This window comes from Flavobacterium sp. 123 (assembly GCF_003634825.1).
Classification (GTDB): domain Bacteria; phylum Bacteroidota; class Bacteroidia; order Flavobacteriales; family Flavobacteriaceae; genus Flavobacterium.
The window spans coordinates 1,339,850-1,364,173 of sequence record NZ_RBXD01000001.1 but is presented as its reverse complement, the minus strand read 5'-3'; the positions used below and the strand labels follow the sequence as shown (position 1 = coordinate 1,364,173).

General features: G+C 33.5%; 22 protein-coding genes. 10 read left to right on the top strand and 12 right to left on the bottom strand.

Annotated elements, in window-relative coordinates; all coding sequences use genetic code 11:
- Positions 1–277 precede the first annotated feature (277 nt).
- The 3 genes from C8C88_RS06100 (at position 278) to hflX (ending at position 5,802) form a co-directional block, all read left to right on the top strand.
- Positions 278–3,115, top strand: coding sequence for a carboxypeptidase-like regulatory domain-containing protein (locus C8C88_RS06100; protein ID WP_121337260.1), 2,838 nt, complete (start codon positions 278–280; stop codon positions 3,113–3,115).
- Positions 3,116–3,132: 17 nt separating this feature from the next.
- A complete protein-coding gene (locus tag C8C88_RS06095; RefSeq protein ID WP_121337259.1) occupies positions 3,133–4,488 on the top strand; it encodes a DUF5689 domain-containing protein in 1,356 nt (451 codons plus the stop codon).
- Positions 4,489–4,575: 87 nt separating this feature from the next.
- Positions 4,576–5,802 carry a GTPase HflX gene (hflX, locus tag C8C88_RS06090; protein ID WP_121337258.1) on the top strand — a complete coding sequence of 409 codons (1,227 nt, stop codon included), beginning with the start codon at positions 4,576–4,578 and terminating at the stop codon, positions 5,800–5,802.
- A gap of 52 nt (positions 5,803–5,854) precedes the next feature.
- On the opposite strand, the gene C8C88_RS06085 is transcribed toward hflX, so the two are convergent.
- The 7 genes from C8C88_RS06085 to C8C88_RS06055 all read right to left on the bottom strand — a co-directional run bounded on the left by C8C88_RS06085 (position 5,855) and on the right by C8C88_RS06055 (position 10,467).
- Positions 5,855–6,757 (bottom strand): DUF3078 domain-containing protein, encoded by a 903-nt coding sequence (locus C8C88_RS06085; RefSeq protein ID WP_121337257.1) that lies wholly within the window; start codon positions 6,755–6,757, stop codon positions 5,855–5,857.
- A gap of 85 nt (positions 6,758–6,842) precedes the next feature.
- Positions 6,843–7,349: a DUF2480 family protein gene (locus tag C8C88_RS06080; protein ID WP_121337256.1), complete on the bottom strand. Its 507-nt coding sequence runs from the start codon at positions 7,347–7,349 to the stop codon at positions 6,843–6,845.
- Between the two features lie 69 nt (positions 7,350–7,418).
- Positions 7,419–7,742: an SUF system Fe-S cluster assembly protein gene (locus C8C88_RS06075; protein ID WP_121338586.1), complete on the bottom strand. Its 324-nt coding sequence runs from the start codon at positions 7,740–7,742 to the stop codon at positions 7,419–7,421.
- 89 nt (positions 7,743–7,831) lie between these two features.
- A complete protein-coding gene (locus tag C8C88_RS06070) occupies positions 7,832–8,242 on the bottom strand; it encodes a GxxExxY protein (protein WP_121337255.1) in 411 nt (136 codons plus the stop codon).
- Between the two features lie 149 nt (positions 8,243–8,391).
- Positions 8,392–8,811 (bottom strand): SufE family protein, encoded by a 420-nt coding sequence (locus C8C88_RS06065; protein ID WP_121337254.1) that lies wholly within the window; start codon positions 8,809–8,811, stop codon positions 8,392–8,394.
- 2 nt (positions 8,812–8,813) lie between these two features.
- Positions 8,814–9,239 carry a hypothetical protein gene (locus C8C88_RS06060; RefSeq protein WP_121337253.1) on the bottom strand — a complete coding sequence of 142 codons (426 nt, stop codon included), beginning with the start codon at positions 9,237–9,239 and terminating at the stop codon, positions 8,814–8,816.
- Positions 9,240–9,252: 13 nt separating this feature from the next.
- Positions 9,253–10,467: an aminotransferase class V-fold PLP-dependent enzyme gene (locus C8C88_RS06055; protein ID WP_121337252.1), complete on the bottom strand. Its 1,215-nt coding sequence runs from the start codon at positions 10,465–10,467 to the stop codon at positions 9,253–9,255.
- Positions 10,468–10,614: 147 nt separating this feature from the next.
- Between C8C88_RS06055 and C8C88_RS06050 the strand changes: the two genes are divergently transcribed.
- Entirely contained in the window at positions 10,615–11,961 is a 1,347-nt protein-coding gene (locus C8C88_RS06050) for a serine hydrolase (protein WP_121337251.1), read from the top strand.
- A 58-nt stretch (positions 11,962–12,019) separates the two neighbouring features.
- Here C8C88_RS06050 and sufD read toward each other — a convergent pair whose 3' ends face one another.
- The 5 genes from sufD to C8C88_RS06025 all read right to left on the bottom strand — a co-directional run bounded on the left by sufD (position 12,020) and on the right by C8C88_RS06025 (position 16,545).
- Complete coding sequence (gene sufD, locus C8C88_RS06045; protein ID WP_121337250.1) at positions 12,020–13,336, bottom strand: Fe-S cluster assembly protein SufD; 1,317 nt, start codon at positions 13,334–13,336, stop codon at positions 12,020–12,022.
- 81 nt (positions 13,337–13,417) lie between these two features.
- Positions 13,418–14,170: a Fe-S cluster assembly ATPase SufC gene (gene sufC / locus C8C88_RS06040; protein ID WP_121337249.1), complete on the bottom strand. Its 753-nt coding sequence runs from the start codon at positions 14,168–14,170 to the stop codon at positions 13,418–13,420.
- A gap of 43 nt (positions 14,171–14,213) precedes the next feature.
- A complete protein-coding gene (locus C8C88_RS06035; protein WP_121337248.1) occupies positions 14,214–14,603 on the bottom strand; it encodes a four helix bundle protein in 390 nt (129 codons plus the stop codon).
- Positions 14,604–14,686: 83 nt separating this feature from the next.
- Entirely contained in the window at positions 14,687–16,135 is a 1,449-nt protein-coding gene (gene sufB / locus C8C88_RS06030; RefSeq protein WP_121337247.1) for a Fe-S cluster assembly protein SufB, read from the bottom strand.
- Between the two features lie 80 nt (positions 16,136–16,215).
- A complete protein-coding gene (locus C8C88_RS06025; RefSeq protein WP_121337246.1) occupies positions 16,216–16,545 on the bottom strand; it encodes an iron-sulfur cluster assembly accessory protein in 330 nt (109 codons plus the stop codon).
- A 175-nt stretch (positions 16,546–16,720) separates the two neighbouring features.
- On the opposite strand from C8C88_RS06025, the gene C8C88_RS06020 reads away from it, so the two are divergent.
- From C8C88_RS06020 to trpS, 6 genes are all read left to right on the top strand, one after another.
- Positions 16,721–17,587 carry an MBL fold metallo-hydrolase gene (locus C8C88_RS06020; protein WP_121337245.1) on the top strand — a complete coding sequence of 289 codons (867 nt, stop codon included), beginning with the start codon at positions 16,721–16,723 and terminating at the stop codon, positions 17,585–17,587.
- 65 nt (positions 17,588–17,652) lie between these two features.
- Positions 17,653–19,275 (top strand): S8 family peptidase, encoded by a 1,623-nt coding sequence (locus C8C88_RS06015; protein ID WP_121337244.1) that lies wholly within the window; start codon positions 17,653–17,655, stop codon positions 19,273–19,275.
- Between the two features lie 63 nt (positions 19,276–19,338).
- Complete coding sequence (locus tag C8C88_RS06010) at positions 19,339–21,210, top strand: M1 family metallopeptidase (RefSeq protein ID WP_121337243.1); 1,872 nt, start codon at positions 19,339–19,341, stop codon at positions 21,208–21,210.
- Positions 21,211–21,351: 141 nt separating this feature from the next.
- The gene (locus C8C88_RS06005; RefSeq protein WP_121337242.1) at positions 21,352–22,407 is read left to right on the top strand and encodes a hypothetical protein; all 1,056 of its coding nucleotides are present in this window, start codon (positions 21,352–21,354) and stop codon (positions 22,405–22,407) included.
- 13 nt (positions 22,408–22,420) lie between these two features.
- On the top strand, positions 22,421–23,179 hold the full coding sequence (locus C8C88_RS06000; protein ID WP_121337241.1) for a polysaccharide deacetylase family protein: 759 nt from the start codon (positions 22,421–22,423) through the stop codon (positions 23,177–23,179).
- Positions 23,180–23,274: 95 nt separating this feature from the next.
- Positions 23,275–24,246: a tryptophan--tRNA ligase gene (gene trpS, locus C8C88_RS05995; RefSeq protein ID WP_121337240.1), complete on the top strand. Its 972-nt coding sequence runs from the start codon at positions 23,275–23,277 to the stop codon at positions 24,244–24,246.
- The last annotated feature ends 78 nt before the right edge of the window (positions 24,247–24,324 follow it).

Below are 24,324 nucleotides of genomic sequence, written 5' to 3'. Positions count from 1 at the left end.
TTTATTATACAAACCCGTCAACTTTATAAGATGACGGGTTTTTTAATTTATATGATTTAAAATTATTTTTACTTTGAAAGTAAATTCTTATAATTTTTAATTACTTTTATACTCTAAATCAAACAACGATTTATCAATTCTCAAAAACACCACTGATTTGAGATTGATTCATGATACTTTATTTCCAAAAACAAATTTTATTTTTTGAGCATTTCCGCATTTCGAAGATTTAAAATCCTTGAATGATATTGATTGTTCCATCTCTAAAACTTGTCTTATGAAAAATAAAATAGTGTTGCTTTTATTTTTGACACAAACCATACTAGTTTTTTCACAAGACGTTGCTAGTTTAACTGGGACAATTATTGATTCCAAATCACAGAAACCGTTACAATTTGTTGTGGTAAGTATCCAAAATACTAACGAAACTCAAATAACCTCATCTGAGGGTAAATTTAGTTTTGAAACCACGAAGCAAAGCGCACAATTAATTCTCATTCATAATCAAGGGTACAGAGACAAACTAATTCCGATACAGATTGTTTCTGGCCAAAGTCTAAATTTAGGAATAATCCCATTAGAAGAAGATCAGAATTCTGAACAGCAGTCTGGTTTGATAGCTTTATATGATAGCGATTTGAGTGATGACAACAGCGGTTCTGAAACCACTTCTGGCCTTTTACAATCCTCAAAAGATGCGTTCCAACAAGCAGCTGCTTTCAATTGGGGACAGGCACGCTTCAGAATACGCGGATTAGACAGCGAACATTCCACAATGATGATTAACGGCGTAACGATGAATAAAATTTATGATGGAAGACCGCAATGGGGAGATTGGGGCGGACTAAACGATGTGCTTAGAAATCAAGAATTTTCAATTGGAACCGCAGTTTCTGATTATGCTTTTGGAGGTATTTTAGGGACACAAGAAATCAATACTAGAGCCTCAACATATAGAGCGGGCTCCCGAATTTCATTTTCAGGAACAAATACTAATTACAGCTACCGAATGATGGGAACTTATGCTTCTGGCATGAATAAAAGTGGCTGGGCAATCGCCGTTTCAGGCGGTAAACGTTTCGCACAAGAAGGCTATTTCGAAGGAACTAATTATGATGCAAATTCCTTTTTTATAAGTGTAGAAAAAAAATTAAGCAACAAACATTCGTTAAACTTTACTGGATTTTATACTCCAAACTCCCGTGGAAAAAATTCACCCAATACAGCCGAAGTAACTCAATTGACTTCTGAAAAATACAATTCCTATTGGGGTTTTCAGGATGGACAAAAGAGAAATTCCAGAACAAAAACCATTGTAGAACCCATTTTGATGTTGAATCATTATTTCAAAATAAATGACCAAACCAATCTAAATTCTAGTGTACTATATCAATTTGGAAAAATAGCCAATAGCAACTTAGATTACCAACATGCTAACAGCCCAGATCCAACCTATTACAGGAAAATGCCTAGTTATTACAGTTCTCTTTACGGGAAGGACAGCGGGGAATATTCAGGGGCATTTATTCCTGATTATGATAATGCTACAAAAAGCGAAGAACAGTTTTTAGCCAATCCGCAAATCAATTGGGATGCCATTTGCCTTGCTAATCAAAAAGAAATTTCGGATTCAAATGGAACTATTACTGGCTACGAACCAGCTAAAAGTAAATATGTTTTATATGATGATCGGGTGGATGATAAAACAGTAGCCGCAACCACAACTTTGAATACGCAACTGACCGAAAATACAACTTTGACAGCCGGTGCCTCTTTTAAGAAATTACTATCCCATAATTACCAAAAACTTTCCGACTTATTAGGCGGATTGTATTTTGATGATATTGATGTTTTTTACAAAGGAAATCAAGCGCAATCTGATTTGAATCATCCCAACCGGCAAGTTGTAGTTGGAGACATTTACGGGTATAATTATAAGTATTTGGCGCAAAATCTGGATGCTTTTATTCAATTTAAATTCTCATACAATACCGTTGATTTTTATTTGGCACAATACTTTTCTAACACAACCTATCAGAGAAAAGGATTATACAAAAACGGAATTTATGAAACCAATTCCTTTGGCGAAAGCAAGAAAATTGAATTCGAAAATTTTGGTTTTAAAGGCGGAATTACTTTTAAACTATCCGGTAAAAAACTCTTTATTTTAAATGGTGCGCATTTGACCAAAGCTCCTGCGCTGAAAAATACTTTTACCAATTCAAGATTAAACAATGTCATTGTTGACGGACTAGAAAGCGAAAACATCAGCAGTCTTGATGCTAGTTACATCTATAGATCTCCAAAACTAAAAGCCAGAATTACGGCTTATTACACATTGATAAAAAATGCTACTCAAACTTCTTTTTTCTATGCCGAAGGGATTTTTGATGATGGAGCCGGTTATTCAAATACAGATGCTTTTGTAAGCCAAACATTAACCCATTTAAACAAGAAAAATTATGGCGCCGAATTTAGTTTTGAGTACCAAATCAATTCTACTTTAAAAACGACTTTATCTTCTGCCTTTGGAAAATTTACTATCGATAGTAATCCAAACGTTTCTATCATAAATGATGCGGCTGCTTCCTTAGAAAACAGCAATCCTGTTTTTGACTTTGGAGAGGCTCATTTAAAAAACTACAAACAAGCGGGAATGCCTCAACAGGCCTATAGCCTTGGATTTGAATACCGTGATCCAAAATATTGGTGGATTGCTGCCAATATTAATTATCTAGCAGATAGTTACATTGATGTTTCTCCTATTTCAAGAACAACGAACTTTTATAAAAACCCAGCAAGTAGTTTTTCGTTTCCAGAAGCAACAGAAGAACGTGCTGCTGTTTTATTAAAACAAGAAAAAATTGATCCTATTTCACTCCTAAATCTCAGTTGTGGAAAATCATGGAGAATCTATGGTAAAAACGTCGGGGTTTTTGTGAGCGTTACTAATTTGTTGGACGCTAACTATAAAACTGGCGGTTATGAACAAGCTCGAAATGCCAATTTCAGACAACTAAATCAAGATGTTTTGAGTGGCACACCTTCTTTTGGAAACAAATATTTTTATGGATACGGAAGAACCTATTTTGTCAATCTTTATATCAATTTATAAATTTAAAAAACTTATTTATGGAAACTAGCCCTTATAAATCAATGTTTTTATTCACGATTGCACTCTTTTTTAATAGTTGTGTAAAAGAGGAATTATCGGTTCCAAAACTAAGTTGTACCCAACCTGATTTAACAACCAATAGAACAGTTTTGGAAGTGAAAACAAACGCAAATGCTATAGTTTCACACTATTCATTTGATGACATTATAGAAGCTTATGTAGTTTCTAGCGATGAATCTGGGAATTTTTTCAAAACAATTTCTTTTCAAACTTTGGCAACAAGCACAACTCCTGCTATTGGTTTTAGCGTTCCTGTTGATGCTAGTAATTTATATATTGATTACAGAATTGGCAACAAAGTCTATATCAAACTTAAAGACCAATACACTGATATTTCATATGGTAGTTTGCGAATAGGTAGTATTTATGTAAACGCATACAATGAAGGCTCAGTAGGGAGGCTTTCGCAAAATGACTACAAAAAAGTATTAAATGCTTCTTGTACAACAATTAGTGAAGATCTTTTAGTTACCCCTATTTCAATTGCAGATTTACTCAATGATTCAAATTTAAATACTTTGGTAGAATTATCCGAAGTTCAGTTTATGGAAGCTGCTAATGGCAGGCATTACTATGAAGAAACTAATGATGTAGGAGGCGCTACAAATTGGAATTTAATTGATAAATCTGGCAATCAAGTTATCTTCAGAACCAGCAGTTTTTCTGATTTTGCAAAAAATTTAGTCCCTAACGGAAATGGAAAAGTGAGAGGCATCTTGACTAAATATGGCACCGATTATCAGTTGTTAGTTCGCTCTGAAAAAGATGTTGTAATGTCAGGAAGTAAAACCAAGCCTTTCTTTTCTGAAGATTTTGAATCAGTTGTTGACAAAACAAATTTAAATATTCCGGGTTGGTCAAATATTGTACAAAGTGGTTCTCTTTTTTGGAAAGGCATCGTTTATTCTGGAAATGGATATGCTGAATTTAATATCAGCGGCACAAAAGTCAAGTCTAATATTGCTTGGTTAATTTCTCCAAAAATAGATATGGATGAACACACGAATGAAGTCCTAACTTTCAGAACTGCGCAACATAACTTAGATATAGATTCCCCTTTAAATTCCTTACAAGTATATATTTCAACTGATTTTGACGGACTAAATGTAACTAAAGCAACTTGGGTTCCGCTTACCGCAAATTTTCCCAAACAAGCCACTCCTTGGCATCAGTTTATAGGCTCCGGGAGTATCGATTTATCTTCGTATAAAGGCCAAATCAACATTGCTTTCAAATATACTGGATCCGGCAAAAATTTAGCTCTAGACGGCGCTTTTCAAGTAGATGACGTACAGATTTATGAAAATAAATAACGAACGCCTGTCTTCATTGTATTTTTTCTAAAGCCATAACTCCATAAGTCGCTTGCAAATCATTAAATTTGTGGCTTATTCAAAGATATGTTAGAAAAAGAAGTAATAAATTTCGAAAAAACAGCTATTGTTGGCATCGTAACTCAAAACCAAAGCGAAGAGAAACTCAACGAATATCTTGACGAATTAGAGTTTTTGACTTTTACGGCTGGTGGTCAAGTAGTGAAACGTTTTTGGCAAAAAATGGACAAACCTAATCCTAAGACTTTTTTAGGTACTGGAAAAATAGATGAAATGAATCTTTTTGTAAAAGAAAATGACATTTCAACCTTGGTATTTGATGATGAATTAACACCCTCACAACAAAAAAATATATCTAAAATTATTGATTGTAAAATTCTAGATAGAACGAATCTTATTCTTGATATTTTTGCACAAAGAGCCGAGACTTCCTATGCTAGAACCCAAGTTGAACTAGCGCAATGTATTTATTTATTACCTAGATTATCTGGTTTATGGACGCACTTAGAACGTCAAAAAGGAGGAATCGGGATGCGTGGACCTGGGGAAACAGAAATTGAAACAGACAGACGTATCGTTCGTGATAGGATTTCGTTATTAAAGGAAAAAATAAAAACTATTGACAAACAAATGGGCGTGCAACGCAGTAATCGTGGCGCTATGGTTCGTGTAGCTTTAGTAGGTTACACTAATGTTGGGAAATCAACTTTGATGAATGCTGTAGGTAAAAGTGATGTTTTTGTAGAAAATAAACTTTTTGCAACTTTGGATACAACTGTTAGAAAAGTGGTTATTAAAAACCTTCCTTTTTTACTTTCTGACACGGTTGGTTTCATCAGAAAACTCCCTACACAATTAGTTGATTCTTTCAAAAGCACCCTTGATGAAGTTCGCGAAGCAGATTTATTATTGCATGTTGTTGATATTTCGCATCCAGATTTTGAAGATCATATCGCATCCGTTAACCAAACTTTATTAGATATCAAAGCTAGCGATAAACCAACAATTATGGTTTTCAATAAAATTGATGCATACAAGCATTTGACAATCGATGAAGATGATTTAATGACGGAGAAAACAACCAGACATTACACACTGGAAGAATGGAAATCAACTTGGATGAATCGTGTTGGTGAGCAAAATGCGTTATTTATATCAGCTACTCAAAAAGAAAATTTCGAAGAATTCAGAGAACGCGTTTATGAAGCCGTCCGACAAATTCATATTACTCGTTTTCCTTATAACAAATTTTTATACCCTGATTATAAAGATGCTGTTGAAAAAGAAGAATAAAAAAAGGCCTTTTGAGTATCTCAAAAGGCCTTTTTAAAATTAAGACTATTCATTAGAAACCAAAATTAACGCCTAATCCAAAAACCTCTCTGGTTTGAAATCCTTTAAAAGCGTTGTCATCATAAATGGCTTGAAAATTCAAATTAGTGGATAAATAACGGTTAATTCGCATGACAATCGCTAACGAATAATCAAGATCAACATTTTGTATTTCATTCAGATAATTAGAATATAGATTTAGGGTATTCTCAGCCGATACATTGGCCATGATATTAAACTTATAATAAACTGAAGTATAAAATCCCAATTCATAACGCATGCCTTTATTCGCGTCAATCCCAAAATAACTTCCATCAACATATCCGATTTTTGAAGTGTACTCTTTATTTACAAAAGTAAATTTAGAAGTCAATGGTGCGAAATTGACCTTAAAAGCGTCTGTTTTTTTCCAAAATATCCCGGGCCCAAAAGTCAAATAACCCGGCGAAAGAAATTCAGTGTTCTCCGTTCTTATTTCTGCGCCGTTTAGGTCTTTCCCGTATAAATATCCTTTTGTAAATTGTGTTCTAAAATTTAGAAAAAAAGAATAATGCCATTCACCAAATGCTTTTTTACCTAAAATGGAGTTTAATTCTAATCGGTCGTCCGTTTTCTTTTCAAAATCGGCGTTTTTTGTCTGTAATAAACCATAAGAAGCAAGAACTTTATTATCCCAACTCAAATCGTCTTTTTTGTAATTAAAGTCATAATTGATTCCTAAATTACCTGACATGTTGTTTTCGCCTCCAGCAATCCAATTATTGAAATTAGATTGATTAAAAAGAAACGAAACATTTCCCTTTTTTTTCCACCCATTTGTTATGTCTGGTATTGATTTAATCTCTTTCTCCAAATTTTGGGCCTGAGCTAATGTAGCGGTTGCTATTAACATAGCCGCTAGTAAAATACTTTTCATTTTCTTGGTTTTAAATTGCTAATCAAATATAATGAAAACAAAAATGGTGTAGGATTATCCTTTATATAAATCTAAAAATATTTACTTATTTTTTAGATTTATATAAAGGAACTGCAGAACATGCTTCGCCATACATTATACTTCTGGCAAAAGGCTGCAAATATTGGGCCGCTAAAATATAAGCACGCATTGGCACTGGTTTTTTAGAACACCCTTTAAGGATAATTGGCTTGTCTTTGTAAACAGAATAGTCAATTTTTGAAAGTACCTCTTCATAAAGCGATGCGTCCAAATCTTCCCTATAACCATTGACAATTTTTTTAGCATAAGGCACTAATTGAATTGTAACTAAAATGGATGCCCATGCAGGAATAATGGCATCTGTTCCACAAGAAACCGCCACATATTGATCTTTATATTGCGACCAATTATGATTTTTTAATTTCTCTCTAAAGTCGTTTTCCTTTAAAACATAGCCATCCAAAAGCCATTGTGAAATATCGATTTGTGCCCTAACTCCCTCCGGATAATAGTCTTCAAGATCAAAAACTTCCAAAACACTATTGGCTACTTTATTGATTATTTCTTCCATTCTGAAAAGTTTAAAATAATTTAAAGTTCAAAGTTTCCTTACCTCAAACTTTAAACTTTGAGTATCTTATTAAAGCATTCCCAATTCTAATTTTGCTTCTTCGCTCATTAAATCTTTACTCCATGGCGGATCAAAGGTGATTTCAACATCAGCATCTTTTACATGCTCAATCGATTTTACTTTTTCTTCAACTTCTCTAGGTAAACTTTCAGCAACTGGGCAATTTGGAGAAGTTAAGGTCATCAGGATTTTTACTTCATAATCCGTATTAACCATAACATCATAAATCAATCCTAGTTCATATATATCTACTGGAATCTCAGGGTCATATATTGTTTTTAGTTTTTGTACAATAGCTTCTCCTAATTCTGTGGTGTTTATTTCTTCTGTCATAATTTTAGTTTTATACCATCTATTGAACATGGTCTTTTGTTTTTATTTTTGAACCATATAAGTTATATAAGTTCATTTATATTTTATAATTAATCGTCCAACTTTCTATATAATTCATTAACATATGTTTTTTGACCTTCATTAAAAATATGTTTCACATTGAAATTTATAATTAAACCCATCGGTACTTTCAAAAGTTTCATATAAGTCATTAATTGTGCTTCGTGAATGGGCAATACTTTTTCTACTGTTTTCAATTCAAGAACGAGACTTTCTTCAATAAACAAATCACATCTTAAATCTGATTCAACTACAAAATCTTTATAATTTATTGGCACAATCATTTCTGATTGAAAATTAAGCCCTTTAAAACTAAGCTCTTTTATGAGACATTTATGATATACACTTTCTAAAAGACCTGGACCTAAATGCTTATGAACTTCAATAGCACATCCGTTAACTTGATAAACTAAATCTTTTAGATATGTCCTTGTAATCATATTTTGAAAATATAAATTTATTCAAAAGTATAAAAACAAAGTTAATTCTTACTTTTTCAAAAAAAACAATCTTATATTTTTCTAAATTACTTTTTATTAAATCAAAACCTTATATATCTTATATGGTTGAAAAAAAGTTTTTATCAAAATTATTTTTTTGTGTTGAATGCCAAAGCATACATTTTAATATTTTTAATCATAGAGACTAATCCATTAGCACGCGTTGGTGATAAATGTTCTTTTAAACCAATCTCGTCAATAAAATCCATATCAGCATTCAGAATATCAGAAGCTTTTTGATTGGAAAAAACACGAATCAATATCGCAATAATCCCTTTGGTTAAAATCGCGTCACTATCTGCTGTAAAAACGATTTTGTCATCTGTATATTCCCCTTGAAGCCATACTTTTGATTGGCAACCTTTGATTAAATTTTCATCAGTCTTCGCTTCTTCTTTAATCAACGGAAGACTTTTTCCTAAATCGATAATGTATTCATAACGTTGCATCCAATCGTCAAACATCGAAAATTCGTCAATAATCTCTTCTTGTATTTCTTTTATGGTCATACTTATTTTTGGGTAAATGAAACTAATCTAACTACTATTTTTTTTATTTCTAATGGAGGAAATCCATGGTCAAACCCTTTGGTTTCAAAGGTTTTTCCTTTATATGTAATTCTAAAATTGGCAATAGCCGCACCGTCATAAAATCGTTTTTCTGTAGGTGCTTTCAAATTTGGAATAGCCTCTAAATTCAGCTTCTCAAACTCTGTTGTCAATACTTTCCAATCAGCATCTGATATTTTGATTTCAACTGCTTTCTCTTCTCTATTTTTTGAAACAAAAACTTTTTGATTTTCAACCAAAACTTTTTGATATATTCCTCTTGATTGCGCACTGTATTCAATTACGGCTGTATTCATATCCGTGTTTTTTTGACAAGCACAACTACCCATTATAAACATACTCAAAAATATTGTAATGGCTATTTTCATAATTTATTTGCTTTTAAGACAGCATCATTTGAGCCTTTTTAATAGCCTCTACCATGATGTCAATTTCTTCTTTGGTATTATAAAAGGCAAACGAAGCGCGAATTGTACCTGGAATTTCAAAGAAATTCATAATTGGTTGCGCACAATGATGTCCCGTTCGTACCGCTATTCCTAATTTATCAATAATAGTACCAATATCAAACGGATGAATTCCATCAATATTAAATGAAATCACCGATGTTTTTGCTTTGGCTGTGCCAAAAATTTTCAGTCCTTCAATTTCCAATAAACGTTTTGTAGCATGTTCTAGCAAAGCTAATTCCTGTTTTTGAATGTTTTCAAAACCAATTTCATTCATATAATCAACTGCTATTCCTAAAACAATTCCTCCTGCTATATTAGGTGTTCCTGCTTCAAATTTATGAGGCAAATCAGCATAAGTTGTTTTCTCGAAAGTTACTTCCTTGATCATTTCACCACCCCCTTGATAAGGTGGTAATTTATTCAGCCACGCTTCTTTTCCATATAAAATTCCAGTTCCTGTAGGTCCACACATTTTATGTCCTGAAAAAGCATAAAAATCACAGTCTAATTCCTGAACATTCGGTTTCAAATGCGGAACAGCTTGAGCACCATCAATAAAAACCGCTGCACCAAACTCGTGTGCTTTGTCAATCATATATTTGATTGGGTTTATCGTTCCCAACGCATTTGAAATATGATTTACAGTAACGATTTTAGTTTTATTCGAAAGTAATTTATCGAATTCGCTCATTATTAATTCTCCCTCTTGATTCATCGGAATCACTTTTAGGACAGCCCCTGTTCTCTCACATAACATTTGCCATGGCACAATATTACTGTGGTGTTCTAGTGCCGAAACGATAACCTCATCGCCTGGTTTTAAAATTGCTGCAAATCCATTGGCAACTAAATTTACACCATGTGTAGTTCCATAAGTGAACAATACTTCATGCGCAAATTTAGCATTGATATGTTTTTGAATTTTGCCACGAGAAACTTCGTATGCATCCGTTGCTAATTGACTCAAGGTATGTACCCCTCGGTGAATATTGGCATTAATTTCTGTATAATATTTTGAAATCGCATCAATCACTACTTGTGGTTTTTGCGAGGTGGCTCCATTATCGAAATACACTAATGGCTTTCCGTTCACTTTTTGTGAAAGAATTGGAAAATCAGCTCTTATTTTTTGAATGTCTAACATTGCTTTATTTAGAATTTTTCTAAATACAAAAGTAGTAAAATTGAAATTAATTTTTAGCAAACACTTGTTAATAAAATTAAAGGAACAACGCTTCACAAAAAAATCATCTTTTTTTCGTTAAATTGCATCAATTTCAATTCTTTAAAAATGAAAAAATTACTCCAACTTATTGGTTTTGCATCTCTTATTACGGTTTTTTATTTTGGATTTACCACCTATCCCAAGTTGGATTTAATTTCTGGATTTTCGTCCAAAAGCATGGCTTCGGGACATTTTATTGATCATCGTTCTCAGGAATTAATAGAAAATGGCGACAATGACATCGACATGATTGATTTGGCCACGAATAAAATTGATGAAAACGGAAAATTCGCAACTGCATCTGTTTATGGTTTGAAAGAACGAAAAGCAATTTACCGCGATGGTTTGGGGGTGACTTTAATTAACGATGATTTTGATGTTTCGAAACCGTATTTGGTTCCAAAAAGAAATAAATTAAACAATAATCTTCCTTTTCCGTATGGGAATAATGACCCTAAAGACTCCGTTTTTGCCAATATTGATTATGCCAAATTAAATGCGGCTGTAGCCAATGCTTTTGATACAAAAGGAGCAAAAAAGAAAAGAACACGTTCCGTTTTAGTAATTTACAAAGACAAGATTATTGCTGAGAAATACGATACCGGTTTCACTAAAAACAGTAAAATACTAGGTTGGTCAATGACCAAAAGTATTACCAGCGCCGTATTTGGAGTTCTGGAAAAACAAGGAAAGTTTGATATTTATAAACCCGCTCCAATGCCAGAATGGGCAAATGACCAACGCAAATTCATCACTACAAATGATTTATTACACATGAATTCTGGTTTAGAATGGGTTGAAAACTACAGTACAATTTGTGATGCGACGCAAATGCTTTTTCAAGCCGAAGACATGTCACGTTCACAGTTAGAAAAACCAGCAGCCTACAAACCTAACACGCATTGGTATTATTCTTCAGGAACAACCAACTTATTATCTGGCATTTTGCGTAAGCAGTTCAAAACACATCAGGAATATTTGGATTTTTGGTACACCAATCTAATTGATAAAATCGGGATGAATTCCATGCTTATTGAAACGGATATGGCAGGAAATTATGTGGGTTCGTCTTACGGTTGGGCAACCACAAGAGATTGGTCAAAATTTGGATTATTGTACCTACACAAAGGCAATTGGAATGGCGAACAAATCCTGAATGAAAACTGGGTGAAATATACTGCAACTCCAACCAATACCTCAAACGGTCAATATGGGGCTCAATTTTGGCTGAACGCAGGCGGAAAGTTTCCAGATGTTCCAAAAGATATGTTTTATTGCAGCGGATATCAAGGACAAATGGTTGCCGTTTTTCCATCACAGGATTTAGTGGTAGTGCGGATGGGCTTGAAAGAAGATCCTGAGTTTGATTTTAATGGATTATTGAGTGGAATTATAGGGAGTTTGAAGAAATAAAAAAACCCGACAGATTTTAAAGTCTGTCGGGTTTTTAAAATTATAACTATTACTAATATTACAAATCAAATCCCAATTTCACACCTAATTTATTAGCGATAATAGCGGTAATTCGTTTTTTGAGTTCTGGTATTTTGATGCTTTCAATTACGGCATTCGAGAACGCATACATCAATAATGCTTTGGCTTCTTTCTTAGGAATTCCGCGTTGCTGCATGTAGAACATTGCTGTTTCGTCTAATTGTCCAACCGTACAACCGTGAGAACATTTTACATCATCTGCAAAAATTTCTAATTGTGGTTTTGCATTTATCGTTGCTTTATCGCTTAATAAAATGTTATTGCTTTTTTGGAAGGCATTTGTTTTTTGTGCTTCTTTCTCCACATAAACTTTTCCGTTGAAAACACCTGTAGAACGATCTGAATAGATTCCTTTATAATCTTGGAAACTTTCGCAATTTGGCGTTGCATGATTCACTAATGTATAATGATCTACGTGCTGCTTTTCGCCAATGATTGTGATTCCGTTTAAAGTACTCGTCAAGCGTTCTCCAAAATGATAGAAATTCAAGTTGTTTCTGGTCAAATTTCCTCCAAAAGAGAAAGTGTGAACAGACACGTGACTTTCTTGTTTTTGAGAAACGTAAGTATTGTCAATTAAATTAGCTTCCAGACTATCGTTTTGAATTTTATAAAAATCAACAATAGCGCGTTTTTGAGCAAAAATCTCCGTAACAGAGTTTGTCAAAACAGCATTGTCATTTAAACATTGATGTCTTTCGATAATTTGAACATGAGAATTCTCTCCAACGATTACCAAATTTCTAGGTTGTACCAAAAGTGCGGCTTCAGTTCCAGTAGAGAAATACATGATCTCAATAGGCTTATCAGCCACTTTGCTTTTAGGAATGTTGATATACGCTCCTTCATTGGCGAAAGCCGTATTTAAAGAAGTTAGCGTTTCATCCTTACTTGCAATTTTATTAAAATAAGTATCAATAACCATTTTGTATTTTGGTTTGTTCAATGCTGATGACATCAAGCAAACATCTACTCCGTCGTGAGTAGTTGAAGACAAATGGGAACTAAATACACCGTCAATAAAGACTACTTTATACGTATCGATTTCGTGTAAAAAGTATTTTTTTACGTCTCTGAATTCGATTGTTGTTTCGTTTTTTGGGAATACACTAAAGTCATTTTTTAAAATGGCATTTAGAGATGTATATTTCCAAGCTTCGTCTTTTTTAGTTGGAAACCCTTTATTTTCAAAGTTTTTTATAGCCGAAGTTCTCACATCATGAAGTTCTGAATGAACATCAATACGCTCTTCAAAAGCCATAAAAGACGATAGTAATTTTTCTTTCAATTCCATATTCTTTCTTGTTTAAAGTTTAAGGTTTAAAAACTTAAAGTTAACTTGAGACAACTTTAAATTTTAGACTTTAAACAAATTTTAAGCTTCTTGTTCTTGTTTAATCCAATCGTATCCTTTTTCTTCAAGCTCGTAAGCCAATTCTTTTGTGCCTGATTTTACAATTTTTCCATTGTATAATACGTGAACAAAATCAGGAACGATATAGTCTAACAAACGTTGGTAGTGCGTGATAACGATAATAGCGTTTTTATCACTTTTCAATTTATTTACACCATTAGCCACAATTCGAAGTGCATCAATATCAAGACCAGAATCGGTTTCGTCGAGAATAGCTAATTTTGGTTCTAGCATTGCCATTTGAAAAATCTCATTACGTTTTTTCTCTCCACCTGAAAAACCTTCGTTAAGAGAACGAGACAAAAATTTTCTGTCGATTTCTAGTAATTCTGATTTCTCACGAATCACTTTCAGCATTTGGTTTGCTGGCATTTCTTCTAAACCGTTTGCTTTTCGCGTTTCGTTAATCGCAGTTCTCATGAAGTTCGTTACTGAAACTCCTGGAATCTCAACTGGATATTGAAACGAAAGAAAAACCCCTTTATGCGCTCTTTCTTCTGGAGCTAATTCTGAAATATCTTCGTTTTCCAAAAGGATTTCGCCTTCAGTTACTTCGTAATTTTCATTTCCTGCAATAATTGCCGAAAGGGTACTTTTTCCAGCACCGTTTGGTCCCATTATCGCGTGGATTTCTCCTGCTTTTACTTCAAGGTTAATTCCTTTTAATATTTCTTTATCCCCAATTGAGGCATGTAAATTTTTTATACTTAACATCTTGTTTCTTTTGTTTAAAGTTTAAAGTTTAAAGTTCTAGTGTTTACTGAAACTTGGTGCCTTTAAAATCTTTTTTGTTTAAATATGATATAAAATTGTTTATTTTTCCGCTTAAATTCTCGTAATCAATTCTTAAAGCAGTAAATTTTTCTTCATTAATATAATTAAAATCTAAAACTCTGTATAATTGTGATCGGGATTCTCCAGCTGAACCTTTAGCGATTGACAAAAATTGTCTGAATTCTAAATTTCCATTTCTTTCAAAACCCTCTGCGATGTTATCCATTACAGAACCGGATGATGCTTTTATTTGATCTCTAAATCTAAAATCATTTTTCAATTCGGTTTCAATACTAATGATGTGAATTTCCTTAGCTAATCTTCTGGCTTCCTGCCAAATTTCTAAATCTTCAAATCGAGTAATTGTTGCCATATTTTTAGTTTAAAATTTTCTTTGTTTAAAGTTACTAATCGATTCTGGTTATACAACTTAAACCTTAAACTTTAAACAAACCTCTATCCTACTGATCCTTCTAACGAAATTTCCAGTAATTTCTGTGCTTCAACTGCAAATTCCATTGGTAACTTATTCAATACATCTTTACTGAAACCGTTTACGATTAAGGCAATTGCCTTTTCGGTTGGAATTCCACGTTGGTTGCAATAAAAAACTTGGTCTTCGCCAATTTTACTTGTCGTAGCTTCATGTTCAATTTTAGCCGTTGGGTTTTTGCTTTCGATGTAAGGAAAAGTATGTGCACCACAATTGTTACCCATTAACAAGGAATCACATTGTGAAAAGTTTCTTGCGTTATCAGCTCTAGCACTAATTTGTACCAAACCACGGTAACTGTTTTGTGATTTTCCTGCAGAAATTCCTTTGGAGATAATAGTTGATTTGGTGTTTTTACCCAGGTGAATCATCTTCGTTCCTGTATCTGCTTGTTGGAAATTATTAGTAACAGCAATCGAATAAAATTCTCCTACTGAATTATCTCCTTTAAGCACACAAGATGGATATTTCCAAGTTACAGCAGATCCGGTTTCTACTTGTGTCCATGAAATTTTTGCATTTTTCTCACACAAACCTCTTTTGGTCACAAAATTGAAAACCCCACCTTTACCTTCTTTATTTCCAGGATACCAGTTTTGTACTGTTGAATATTTAATTTCGGCATCGTCCATGGCAATTAATTCTACCACAGCGGCATGCAATTGATTTTCATCTCGACTTGGAGCGGTACATCCTTCTAAATAAGAAACGTAACTTCCTTCGTCAGCAATAACCAATGTTCTTTCGAATTGACCTGTACCTGCTTGATTGATACGGAAATAGGTTGATAATTCCATTGGACAACGAACACCTTTTGGAATATAACAGAACGAACCGTCAGAGAAAACAGCTGAGTTTAGGGCTGCATAAAAGTTGTCTTTTTGAGGGACAACTGTTCCTAAATACTTCTGAACTAATTCAGGATGTTCTCGAATTGCTTCAGAAATACTCATGAATATAATTCCTTTTTCACCTAAGGTTTTCTTGAATGTTGTTGCTACCGAAACCGAGTCAACCACAATATCCATAGCTACTCCAGATAACATTTTTTGTTCGTCAAGAGAAATTCCTAATTTTTTGAAAGTTTCCAACAATTCTGGATCTACCTCATCAAGACTATTGTATTTAGCTTTGCTTTTTGGGGCTGAATAATAAGAAATTGCTTGGAAATCTGGTTTTTGATAATGAACATTTGCCCATTCTGGTTCGGTCATTTGCTCCCAAGCACGAAAAGCCTCAATGCGCCAATCCGTCATCCATTGTGGTTCTTCTTTTCTAAGAGAAATAGCGCGAACGATATCTTCGTTTAAACCAATAGGAAACGTGTCCGATTCTATATCAGTATAAAATCCGTACTCGTATTCTTTAGTTTCGAGTTCAATTTTTAAGTCGTCTTCGGTATATTTTGACATATTTTTTTAGTCTTAAAGTTTAAAAGTCTAATGTCAAAAGTCATTTTTAGTCTTGCGACTTTATAACTTTTGATTTTCGACTATAGTGAAAATGATTCCCCACAACCACAAGTTCTACTTGCGTTAGGATTATTGAAAACAAATCCTTTTCCGTTTAATCCGCCTGAAAACTCTAAGATTGTTCCAGCTAAATATAGAAACGATTTTTTTTCTACTGCAATAGTGATGTCATTATCTATAAAAATTTTATCGTCTTCTCCCTTGGTTTTGTCGAATTTCAAATCATAAGACAATCCTGAGCATCCACCACTTTTTACGCCTACTCTAACGTAATCAACGGTAGCGTCAAAACCATCATCTTTCATCAAATCGATGATTTTCTTTTTGGCAGTATCAGAAACCTTTATCATAGCTTATATTGATTTTGTCTAAATTAACGACAAAGATAGTACATAAAAATCTTTTTCCACAATTGATAACATTTATATAACTAATCTTAAAATAGAAAAACTCTATTTGTCTATCTTAAAAACCGAATGAATTTGCCTAAATTGCAGTACTATTTTTAATTTTATACTACAGAAAATGAAACTATATCCTATAGAAACTGGCAATTTTAAATTAGATGGTGGCGCTATGTTTGGTGTAGTGCCAAAAACAATTTGGAACAAAACAAATCCTGCTGACGAAAACAATTTAATTGACATTGCCGCCCGATGCTTATTGATTGAAGATGGCAACCGTTTGATTTTGATCGATACGGGTATGGGAAACAAACAATCTGAAAAGTTTTTTGGTTATTATTCGCTTTGGGGAACCCATTCTATCGATAAATCCTTAGCTAAATATGGTTTTCATCGGGATGATGTTACAGATGTGTTTATGACGCATTTGCATTTTGACCATTGTGGCGGAAGTGTACAGTGGAATAAAGATAAAACGGGTTACGAACCTGCTTTCAAAAATGCTAAATTCTGGAGTAATGACAATCACTGGGAATGGGCAACCAAACCAAATGTTAGGGAAAAAGCATCTTTCCTTTCCGAAAATATTTTGCCTATGCAGGAAAGTGGACAACTGAATTTTATAAAAAGACCCGAGGGCGATTTTCTTTCAGAATCAGAATTGGGTTTTGGAATTTTCTTTGCTGATGGCCATACTGAAAAGCAAATGATTCCACATATCAAATACCAAGACAAAACCATTGTTTTCTGTGCAGATTTAGTCGCTACAGCTGGACATATTCCTATTCCTTATGTAATGGGATATGACACAAGGCCATTATTAACTATGACCGAAAAAACAAAATTTATGAACGCTGCTGCTGAAAATAATTATTACTTGTTTTTAGAACATGATGCGCATAACGAAATCATTACCGTTGAAAAAACCGAAAGAGGCGTTCGACTTAAAGATCGATTTACTTGTGATGAAATCTTAAGTTCGTGTTAATAATTTGTTTTTTTATAACAAAAATGCCTATTTTAGACACTTTTTTTAACTTTAAATAATTAAACATGAATTGTATTAAACCAATTTACTTTTCTGCATTTGCTCTTTTAGTTTTAGCGGGATGTGGTGCTTCAAAGCAAGTTTCATCAACTGCATCAGTAGCTATTACTGCACCATTAAACATTAAAAAAGTAGCGCCAATAAGTGAAAACGATCTAAAACGCTGGAGCCATTTGGATATTATTAAAGATACTATTCCAGGAATGAGCGTTGATAAAGCATATGCTGAATTATTAAAAAATAAAAAAGGAGTGCCTGTAATTGTTGGAATTGTAGATTCTGGTGTTGATATTGAACATGAAGATTTAAAATCTGTTGTTTGGACAAATAAAAAAGAAATTCCTGGAAACGGGATTGATGATGATAAAAATGGCTATGTAGATGATATTCATGGTTGGAATTTTCTTGGAAACATAACCAAAGAAAATTATGAATACGAGCGAATTATCAAAGACAAAAATCTTGTTAATGAAACAACGTATCAAGCAGCAAAAGAGTTAAATGATAAAAAAATAGCTGACGCAGCATCTGGAAAAACACGTTTAGAACAAATGCTAACAACTCTAAACGAAAGCGATGCAACATTGGTAAAACATTTTGGCAAATCAGTTTATACTTTAGACGAAGTAAAAGCTATCGCTTCTGAAGAACCTGAATTACAAAAAAGTAAGGCTTCAATGGAAAAAATGTTTTCGTTTGGTTTGACAATTGTTGAATTAAAAGATGCCATTCAAAAACAACTAGACGGATTTAATTCTTTAATAAGTGGCGAAAATTTAAAAACGAACTATAGAGAAATTCTAGGCGATAATCCAGAAGACATTACTGATACTACTTATGGAAACAACAATGTTATGGGACCAGACAAGAGCGGGATTCTTCATGGAACGCATGTTGCAGGTATTGTAGCTCAGGTTAGAAACAACAATATAGGTGGTGATGGAATTGCAAATCAGGTTGAAATTTTGACTGTTCGTGCTGTACCAGATGGCGATGAATATGATAAAGATATTGCCCTTGGAATTCGCTATGCCGTTGATAATGGTGCAAAAGTAATTAATGGAAGTTTTGGAAAAAGTTTTTCTCCTCATAAACAATGGGTTTATGATGCCATAAAATACGCGGAACAAAAAGATGTATTAATCGTTCATGCTGCAGGAAACGACGCAAAAGATATTGATTCTTATGACAATTTCCCAAATGATTCTGACGACAAGGTTACAGAATTTGCAGATAATGTAATCACCATTGGCGCCTTAAATTTTGAATACGGAGACAAAGTTGTTGCTCGTTTTTCAAATATCGGTAAAAACAATGTAGATGTTTTTGCTCCAGGAGTGAAAATTTATGCTACAACGCCAAATGATTCTTATAAATATTTACAAGGAACATCAATGGCTTCTCCTAACACTGCTGGAGTTGCGGCATTAATTCGTTCTTATTATCCAGAATTATCTGCGCAACAAGTAAAACATATTTTGATGGATTCTGGAGTAGCAATTACTACAGATGTTATTGTTGGAGGAAAAGCAAATGATACTCGTCCTTTTACTAACTTATCTAAATCAGGAAAAATTGTTAATGCATACAATGCTTTATTAATGGCAGAAAAAATGTCTAAAAAATAACATTCAACTATTTATAAACCATGGAAGGGCAACTTGCCCTTCCATTTTTATTTTTATCCAAGCATGAAAAACCTTCTTCTATTCTCTTTATTTTCTTTAAGTTTTGGAACAGTTTCTGCCCAAAACACCTATTGGCAACAACATGTGGATTACAAAATGGATGTTTCCATTGATGTAAAAAACTATCAATACAAAGGAAGCCAGCAATTAGTTTACACTAATAATTCCTCTGATACCCTAAAAAAAGTATATTATCATTTATTCAATAATGCTTTTCAACCAGGAAGCGAAATGGATGCCCGAATTCAAAGCATCAAAGATCCAGATGGTAGAATGGTCAATAAAATAAAAGTTGACGGTAAAGAGATTAAAGAAAGCCGAATAAAAACTTTAAAACCTAATGAAATTGGCTATTTGCGAGTTTCAAATTTCAAACAAGATGGTATTCCTGCTAATGCAAAAGAAGTTGGGACTATTCTTGAAGTAACTTTGGCAAAACCCATTTTACCGAACTCAAAAACCACTTTTACTTTAGATTTTAATGGTCAAGTTCCTTTACAAATTCGTCGTTCTGGAAGAAACAATTCAGAAGGAGTGGAATTATCAATGGCACAATGGTATCCTAAAATAGCTGAATTCGACTTTGAAGGCTGGCATGCAGATCCATACATTGCAAGAGAATTTCATGGAGTTTGGGGAGATTTTGATGTCAATATAACTATTGATGCTGCTTATACTTTGGGCGGTTCTGGATATTTGCAAAACAAAAACGAAATTGGTCACGGGTATCAAGATGAAGGAATTGTAGTAAAAACTCCAAAGAAATCAAAAACCTTAACTTGGCATTTTATTGCGCCAATGGTGCATGATTTTACTTGGGCAGCTGATAAAAATTACATTCATGATGTGGTAAAAGGGCCTAATAATGTTGATTTGCATTTTCTATACAAAAACGACCCAAAATACATTCAAAACTGGAAAAATCTTGAGCCAAAAACAGTTCAATTGATGGCGCTTTTTAACCAGACTGTTGGTAATTATCCTTACAAACAATACTCTGTAATTCAAGCTGGCGATGGCGGAATGGAATACGCTATGTGTACCCTTATTTTAGGAGGCGGAAATTTTGACGGTCTTGTAGGTCTCGTTGCACATGAAATGGGACATTCTTGGTTTCAACATATTTTAGCTTCAAACGAATCCAAACACGGATGGATGGATGAAGGATTTACTTCTTTCTTAGAAGATTATTCTATGAATGAAATTGCCGAAAAGAAAGAAGAAAACCCATTTGCAGGAGCTTATAAAGGCTATTTATCAATGGCAAATTCCGGAAAAGAATTACCTCAAACCACACATGCAGATCGTTTTGATGAAAACAGAGTGTACAGTATAACTTCCTATAGCAAAGGAGAAATTTTCTTGACGCAATTAATATATCTGATTGGAAAAGAAAACTTGATGAAAACGCTTAAAAAATACTATGCTGATTTTCAATTCAAACATCCTACACCGAACGATATCAAAAGAACTGCTGAACGTGTTTCTGGCGCTGAATTAGACTGGTATTTAACAGATTGGACCGAAACTACAAATACAATTGATTATGGAATCACTGCTGTAAAAGAAAATGCGGACAAAACTACCGTTACTCTAGAAAGAATAGGCAGAATGCCAATGCCAATTGATTTGCTAATTGATTATAATGACGGAACTTCTGAAAGCTTTTACATTCCATTGCGAATGATGAGTTTTGAAAAAGCAAATCCAAATCCAGCAGTCAAAAGAACTGTTTTAAATGATTGGGCTTGGGCATATCCAACGTATGAATTTAATATTTCAAAGCCAAAAACAGCTATCAAAAAAATCACAATCGATCCTAGCGGATTAATGGCAGACGTAAAACCAGATAATAATACCTTCGAAGTAAAATAATAATACCTTTTTAATCAAAAAGCCTAATTCTAAAATTAGGCTTTTTTTATGCCCTTTTTCTAAAGAAATCTGTTTTACAAAGACTTAAAAAAGTTCGCAAAATCACTTATCTTTACTAGACAAATAAAATGGACCCTGTCAATGAAAAAGCAATTTTACATAGTACCCATTTCTATTATTGCTATACTTTTTTTATGCTTTACAAATAGTTGTGACAAAGCAAGAACTGCTACTATGACAACGGATAAAAAAGCAGAAGAAAATAAAAAAGAAGATTTAGTTTCGTCAGATACAGTCTTAAAAAAATCAACACTTTCCATTGATACCGCAGATTATAATAAAAGAATTTTTGCTTTAAGCAACAATGACACCAGTGGAAGATGGCCAGTAAAAACAGTATATCCATTACCAGGAAGCATTTTGCCTTACAATAGAATTATTGCTTTCTACGGGAATTTATATTCCAAAAGAATGGGTATTTTAGGCGAACTCCCTAAAAAAGAAATGCTACAAAAACTACAAAACGAAGTTGCTAAATGGCAATCAGCAGATGCTTCTGTAAAAACCATTCCAGCCTTGCATTATATTGCTATTACCGCCCAAAGTTCACACGGAAAAAACAACAAACATCGCTTACGAATGTCATTTCATCAAATTGACACGGTTCTTAGTTGGGCAAAATCAATAAACGCTTTAGTTTTTTTAGACATTCAAGTAGGACAAAGCACCATCAATGAAGAAGTGCCAACGTTACAAAAATATCTTATGATGCCAAATGTTCATTTAGGAATTGATCCTGAATTTTCGATGAAAAATGGCGAAACTCCCGGAACCAAAATAGGAACCTTTTCTGCAGATGATATCAACGATGCTATTGACTTTTTGACAAAAATAGTACGCGAAAATAAGCTTCCGCCAAAAGTTCTTGTGGTACATCGTTTTACCCAAAGAATGCTGACTAATTATAAAAAAATAAAAATAGTTCCCGAAGTACAGGTTGTTATAAATATGGATGGTTTTGGCGATAAAATTTTAAAAAAATCAACCTACAAAGCCTATATTTATAGAGAACCTGTTCAGTTTACAGGCTTTAAATTATTTTATAAAAATGATACTAAAACAAATCGCAACGGTTTGTTCACGCCTGAAGAGTTATTGAAATTTACTCCTAAACCTATTTACATACAATATCAATAATCTTACATGCCTTATGAAAAAAATAGCCATTTTATTCGCCATTTTATTGATGTTGTTTCTAACAAGTTTCAATCATTCAGATCAAATAAAAAAAGAAATTCCCGTTTTATGTTATCATAATATTCGAGCCATAAAACCAAATGCAAGCGAAGCCATTAAAGCGTATACTGTCACTCCAAAAGCTTTTGCAGAACAAATGAAAGCCTTATCGGATAATGGATTTAAAACCATTTCGCCCGATCAATTGTATAACTATTTAATCAACAACAAGCCTTTGCCGTCAAAACCAATTCTGATTACATTTGACGATACTCGCGAAGAACACTACAATTTGGCCGCGACCGAAATGAATAAATACGGTTTTAAAGGAGTGTTTTTTATCATGACTGTTGCTGTAAATCGTCCAGGATATATGACCAAAGAACAAATTAAAACACTCTCTAATACCGGACATGTTATCGCTTCGCATACATGGGATCACCATCCCGTTACTAAATACACCAAAAAAGACTGGGATATTCAACTCATAAAACCACAAAAAAAATTAGAAGCCATAACCGGAAAACCCGTACAGTATTTTGCGTACCCATTTGGCTCTTGGAATTCAGCAGCAATCGCAGAACTAAAAAAACAGAATTATAAGCTCGCTTTTATTCTTTCTACAAAAAAAGATTCTCTTGAACCTCAATTTACAGTTCGTCGTATGATTGTTCCAAGCAGTTGGTCAAGTCAAACTCTGCTTAAAGCGATAAAGTCTACTTTTAATAAATAATTTTATTTTTTCTATTTAATTCTGATAAAAAAAATTGCAAACTTTACTAAAGTCGCTTTAAACTTTACGAACTTTGCGTTTCAGAAAAAATTACAATGGCAAAAATACTTACAGGCGTTCAGAGTACAGGAACACCACATTTAGGAAACTTACTTGGCGCAATTATTCCAGCAATAGCATTATCAAATAATCCAAAAAATGAATCTTTTCTTTTCATTGCCGATTTACATTCGATAACCCAAATAAAAAACGGCGAAACCTTAAGAACGAACACTTATAGTACTGCAGCTGCTTGGTTAGCTTGTGGTCTAGACGTTAATAAAGTTGTTTTTTACAGACAATCTGATGTGCCACAAACAGCCGAATTGTCTTGGTATTTGAGTTGTTTTTTCCCTTTTCAACGCTTGACATTAGCACATTCTTTCAAAGATAAAGCCGATAGATTAGAAGATGTAAATGCAGGTTTGTTTTCCTATCCAATGTTGATGGCTGCTGATATTTTACTTTACGATGCTGAATTTGTTCCTGTTGGAAAAGATCAATTACAACACTTAGAAATTACTCGCGATGTCGCTTCTCGTTTCAACCATCAAATGGGAGAAACTTTTGTCCTTCCTGAAGCTAAAATTCAAGAAGACAGTATGTTGATTCCAGGTACAAATGGTGGAAAAATGAGTAAATCTGCTAATAATATTATCAATATTTTCTTAGACGATAAAGCCTTACGCAAACAAGTAATGAGCATTGAAACAGACAGCACGCCTCTTGAGGATCCAAAAAATCCTGATACGTGTAATGCGTTTGCAATATACTCTTTACTGGCAACTCCAGAACAAATTGAGGCTATGAAAGCCAACTATCTTGGTGGAAATTATGGTTATGGTCACGCCAAACAAGCTCTGTTCGAATTAATCATTGAAAAGTTCAAAACCGAAAGAGAAAAATACAATTACTACATGAACAACCTCCCTGAAGTAGATACTTTATTGAAAGTTGGTGCTGAAAAAGCGGCGTTTGTAGCTAATGGCGTTTTAGGTAGAGTAAGAGAAAAATTAGGATTTGAATAAAAAAAATTAACCATATAAGTTATGTAAGATTTTAATTATAAGCTAGTTGACGAAAATTCATTACAACTTATATAGCTT